The sequence below is a fragment of the Saccharomonospora halophila 8 genome (assembly GCF_000383775.1).
Lineage (GTDB): Bacteria > Actinomycetota > Actinomycetes > Mycobacteriales > Pseudonocardiaceae > Saccharomonospora > Saccharomonospora halophila.
The window spans coordinates 3,641-8,576 of record NZ_KB912499.1 but is presented as its reverse complement, the minus strand read 5'-3'; the positions used below and the strand labels follow the sequence as shown (position 1 = coordinate 8,576).

Here is a 4,936-nt window from a genome sequence, read left to right as displayed (position 1 = left end):
CGGCGCGGACCCGGCGGCCGCCGGACCGTTCGGCCGCGCCCGGCGGCATGACCACCACCGCCGTGCCGTCCGTGCCCAGGTGCGCGAGGCAGTGCTGCACCCACGCCAGTTCGGACTCCGAGCGCGGCGGCAGGCCGTGGACCCAGCGCGGGTCGTAGGCGAGATCGTCGTGGCCCCAGTCGCGGACGCCGAACGGCGGGTTGCACACCACCGCGTCGACCCGCTCGTCGGGGAAGGCGTCCGACCGGAGGCTGTCACCGGAATGGACCTCCCCGTCAGGGGCCGAGATCTCGGCACGGACCCGCGCCAACGCTGCCTGGTCCTCGGCGAGTTCCTGCCCGAGAACGCACGAGGCTCCTGCGCGTACCGCCGCGGCCAGCAGCCCGCCGCCGCCACAGGCCGGGTCCAGGGTCCGTTCGACACGGTCTGGCAAGGCGACCAGGAGATCGGCCAGCCCACGCGGGGTCGGGTCCGTCCCGGTCGCCGTGGTTTCGACCAGATGCTCAGCGAGGATCGACAACGTTGCCTCCCCGCCACCGGCGTCGAGGCAGCGCAGCATCGCACGGACCACCGGGTCCGACACCGTGGGCAGATCACCGTGGTGGTCGCCCAGCGCCGCGGCCAACTCCGCCCCACAGGACTCCTCGGGCAGATCGGCGAGCGTGCCCGACCCTCCCGAAGACAGGCCCACCAGCGGCGGCACGAGCGGCAGCAGTTGCCGGGCCACGGCCCGTCCGTCGGAAGCCCCACGCAGCGCGAGGTGCAGCTCCGCCTCCGCCGTCGCCTCCGGAAGTTGCCCGCGCTCGGACAGCCACTCGCGAACCGATTCGAGAGCGTAGGTCGGGCTCGTGTCCGTACCACCCGTCGGGCTCGGGAAGTCCGGGTGGCGGCGGCGCCAGTTGCTCACCGTGGCGCGCGTGACCCCCGCCAGCCGAGAGATCTCGGCAGCGGTCACCTGCGCGGTCAGGTCGGGCATCACGGCGTCCTGTGGTCGGCCATCAGCGGAGTGCGACGACTCTACCCGCGTACACAGCAGTGAATCAAGTTCACCAGAGACTGGACGTTTGACAGAGCTTTCAGCGAACTGACGCAACCAGTCCGGACCCCTCAACTTCCGAGGCGACCTGTGTCACCAGGTCGGACGCATAGCAGACGCGGTCCTCTCCCCGTGACGGCCATCACGAGCTCGTCACGTTCGGTTCGGCTCCGTCACGGATCAGCGCCCTCGGTCGACTAGCACCCGACAGACGCAAGCAGAAGAAGCAGTCTGTTGGTCAGAGTAGAGCAGTTCGATACCGAGGAGTGACGGCATGACCGCGGACGTAGCGCGTGCGAACTCGGCACGAAGCGGTGGTTTCGCAGCCTTCATGCACTGCAGTTCGGGCGACCATTGGCTGTCCGAAGCCGAAGCGCAAACCTCCGCGTGGCTACGCAACCGCAAGAACTACGACGTTCCGCTGGATGTTTCCGGCGATTACGGGCAAGCGAGTTCATCTCTCTCGGTCCGACGTCTCACCGGCGATGGTCGCGACGATCTCCGAATCCGCCTGGTCGAGGACCAGGGCGGCAACGGGACCTGGACCACCGAACTCATCGCGCACGATGAACCCGGTGACCATGACTGGATCAATCTTACCGTCCGCAACGACCAAGGGAAATACGTCAACGTCCCTAAGCTGGCGAGGTTCCTGATCGAGGCACTGCCGCTGCGAGACGGGAGTATCGAGTTCTCCGGCAAGCCGACCGTGTACCACGAAGCGGATATCGATCGTCTGATGTCTCTGCTCGCTGACGAGCGTCGGCATGGTCTGGTGTTCGTCGCCGGAAGCGACTCGGTCGAGGGCTTGCCATTCGATCCGTACGTTCGCAAGTTGGACGAATGGACGCGGGAGACCAACGGTCTGGCGCAGGTGGTCGTCCTCGATCCTGCGGCGACCCGCGCTTTCGCCCGGCGTGTCGGCGATCGCTACGCAGCACCCGCTTGGACTATTCGCACTTACGGACCAGGCGTCGAGTTCGAGGATGAGAGAGATTTCCGGCGGCATCGGATCCTCGGAACACAGCGGCTTACTGAACGCCCCGACCATGCGACTCGCCGCCTGCTCGGCGAGATCGTGCGGGAGCAGGCCGCGACCCGGCCGGCGGACCAGGCCGTGCTGCGGGTACAACGCCGCTTCGACCGGCACGAGAACCGTCGCCTCGTCGAGGCCGTGGAGCCCACCGAGGGTGAGACATCCGTCGACCGTTCAGCGCCTGCGGGTGGAGCACCCGAAGACCCGCGCACCGTTGTCGACTCCGGCGAACCGGTTGACGCGTCGCGCGAGGTCGAGCTCGCTGAGCAGGAGGAGAGACTCGCGCTCGTCAAACAAATGCTTGGTATCACGAGCCTCACCGAGCACGAGATCAGCGCAGCGATCACACGCATAGCCCATCGCCATGCAGATGTTCGGCCGATCCGGGCACTGGAGCGACGTGTCGACGACCTCCAGCTCAATGTGTTCGAACTGGAGGACCACAATGAGAAGTTACACACCGAACTGGTGGAGTCACAAGAAGAAACACAGCTCGTGTACCTCGAACTGGACGATCGGGACGCACGCATACGGTGGCTCGAGAATCGCCTCAAGGACCGAGGCGATTACGAGGCTCCTTACGTCACAGACATACCAAAGGATTTCTACACGTCCTACCCGGAAAGCTTCGAGGGCCTGCTGGAACGACTCGATCAGATCGATGGTGTCACCTTCACCGGCGACGCGAACGAGGTGGCCAGACTCAACCTGATCGACACCGACAATGCTGCCGTCCGTGCCGCATGGGACGCGGTGCTGTGCCTCGGTGATTACGTGAAGGCTCGACGGTCGGACGACTACAACAGCGGACTCGACCAATACATCAAGAACCCGCCTTCCGGATTCCGGACAGTCCCCAAAGGCAAGTGGGGACGTTCGGAGACCAAGACGACGATGAACGCCTACGGCGACGACCGGGTGTTCCCGGTGCCCGAGACCGTCGATCCGTCCGGTTACACCACCATGACCGCGCACTTCAAGCTCGCGAAGATCGGCATGCGAAGCCCGCGCATGTACATTCACGACGCACACCCGACATCACCGTGTGTCTACATCGGCTACATCGGCGAACACCTGACGAACATGCAGACCAACTGAAACCGGATATCGCGGACCCTCCATTCCCCCGCCCGGCCCTGCCGGGTGGGGGTTCTACGTGTTCACCAGGGCGTGCCTGCGGCCACGTACCGCTGAAATGCGCAATGAATCCGGCGGCCGTTGCGCCAGGGGTCGGTCCTCGACCCGGTGATCAGTCCCGCCTGAGGATCAGCTCGGTGATGGTCTCCTGTCGCGCGGCCGCGAAGGACCTCTCGGAACCGACGTGCACGAACCCGTTCCGTTCCAGCACCCGGATCGACCCGACGTTGTCCGCGGCGGTACGGCCGTGCAACGGCCGCACCGTGACCTCGCGGAGCAGCAGCGCCACCGCCGCAGTGGCCACACCCCGTCCCCAGCAGTCCTTCCGGATCCAGTAGGTCACCTCGGTGTCGCCCCCGATCGGATAGGTGCCCACGCTGCCGACGATCTCGCCGCCGCGCTCGGCCACCAGTTTCACGATCCCGTCGTCGGCGAGGATCCTCCGCCACTTCCGGAGGTAGGCCTCGCGATCCTGTGCGGTGGCGTCGGTGAACGCCGCCAGCTGCTGGGCGGTGTCGTCGCGCTGGATCTCGAACAGAGTGGCGAGGTCCTCGTCACGCATCGACCGGAGCGAAAGGCCCTCCGCCACGCTGTCGGCAACCACTCCGGTCCGGCGTCAGTTCTCGCCCTGGTCGCGGCGCTGTTCGGAGAGGAACTGCTCGAACTGGCTGGCGAGCTCGTCGGCGGTGGGCATCTCGTCCACGTCGGCCAGCAGGTTCTCCTCCGGCTCCACCGCGGAGAAGGCGTCGTACTGCCGCTCCAGGGCGGTGACCACGTCGGCGATCTCCTCGTTCTCCCGGACCTGCCGTTCGACCTCCTCGTCGGCGCTGTGCGCCGACTCGCGGATCGCCTCCGAGGACACCGTGATCCCCGCCGCGGAGGACACGGCGTCCAGCAGCGTGATCGCGGCCGCCGGGTAGCGGGACTGTGCCAGGTAGTGCGGGACGTGGGCGGCGAAGCCCACGGCGTCGTGCCCGGCCTGGCCCAGCCGGTACTCCAGCAGGGCGGCGGCGCTGCCGGGGATCTGCATCTGCGAGTACGTGGCGCGGTAGCCGCGGACCAGCTCGGAGCGGGTGGCGTGGGCGGTGATCCCCAACGGCCGGGTGTGCGGGACCCCCATCGGGATGCCGTGGTAGTTCACGCTCAGCCGCACCTGCCAGCGCTCGATCAGCTCCCGCACGGCCGTGGTGAACAGTTCCCACTCGTGGTCCGGCTCCGGGCCGGAGAGCAATAGGAACGGCGTCCCGTCGGTGTCGTGCAGCAGGCGCACGGCCAGTTCGGGCGGTTCGTAGTCCGACCAGTGGTCGGCGGAGTAGGTCATCACCGGTCTGCGGGAGCGGTAGTCGATCAACCGGTCGACGTCGAACCGCGCGAGGACCCGGTCCTCGTCGAACTCGGCGCGCAGGTGCTCGGTGAGCGCCTCCCCCGCGGAACCGGCGTCGACGAAGCCGTCGAGATGGTAGAGCAGCACCGCTCCCTCCGGGACGGCCACACCGGAGTCCAGTTCGTAGAGCCGCTCGGGATCGCGCCTCACCGTGTACCTCCTGACCTCGCCGTACATCGCGGTCGCCTGTCCGTGTGTCACACCCGTGGGCGTCCGGCCCATCCCACCACACGGTGTGGGATGGGCCGCCGGGGCGTTGATACACGGGCACGGGGGAAAAGGCCCGCCCCGGACGCCCCGGGCGCCCGCTCAGCGGCCCCGGCGCGCCTTCGCGCCCTGCCCG

Annotated in this window: 4 protein-coding genes; 1 reads left to right on the top strand and 3 read right to left on the bottom strand. The window is 67.4% G+C overall.

Annotated elements, in window-relative coordinates:
- Positions 1-976, bottom strand: a 976-nt coding sequence (locus SACHA_RS20310; protein WP_157601596.1) for an HsdM family class I SAM-dependent methyltransferase, incomplete at its 3' end; no start/stop codon positions are given.
- A gap of 334 nt (positions 977-1,310) precedes the next feature.
- Here SACHA_RS20310 and SACHA_RS20305 point away from each other — a divergent pair.
- On the top strand, positions 1,311-3,170 hold the full coding sequence (locus SACHA_RS20305) for a hypothetical protein (protein ID WP_039737976.1): 1,860 nt from the start codon (positions 1,311-1,313) through the stop codon (positions 3,168-3,170).
- A 151-nt stretch (positions 3,171-3,321) separates the two neighbouring features.
- Here the strand turns inward: SACHA_RS20305 and SACHA_RS0104730 are convergent, their stop codons facing one another.
- Positions 3,322-3,798, bottom strand: coding sequence for a GNAT family N-acetyltransferase (locus SACHA_RS0104730; protein WP_028662893.1), 477 nt, complete (start codon positions 3,796-3,798; stop codon positions 3,322-3,324).
- A gap of 27 nt (positions 3,799-3,825) precedes the next feature.
- Positions 3,826-4,743, bottom strand: coding sequence for a proteasome assembly chaperone family protein (locus SACHA_RS0104725; RefSeq protein ID WP_028662892.1), 918 nt, complete (start codon positions 4,741-4,743; stop codon positions 3,826-3,828).
- Positions 4,744-4,936 lie beyond the last annotated feature (193 nt).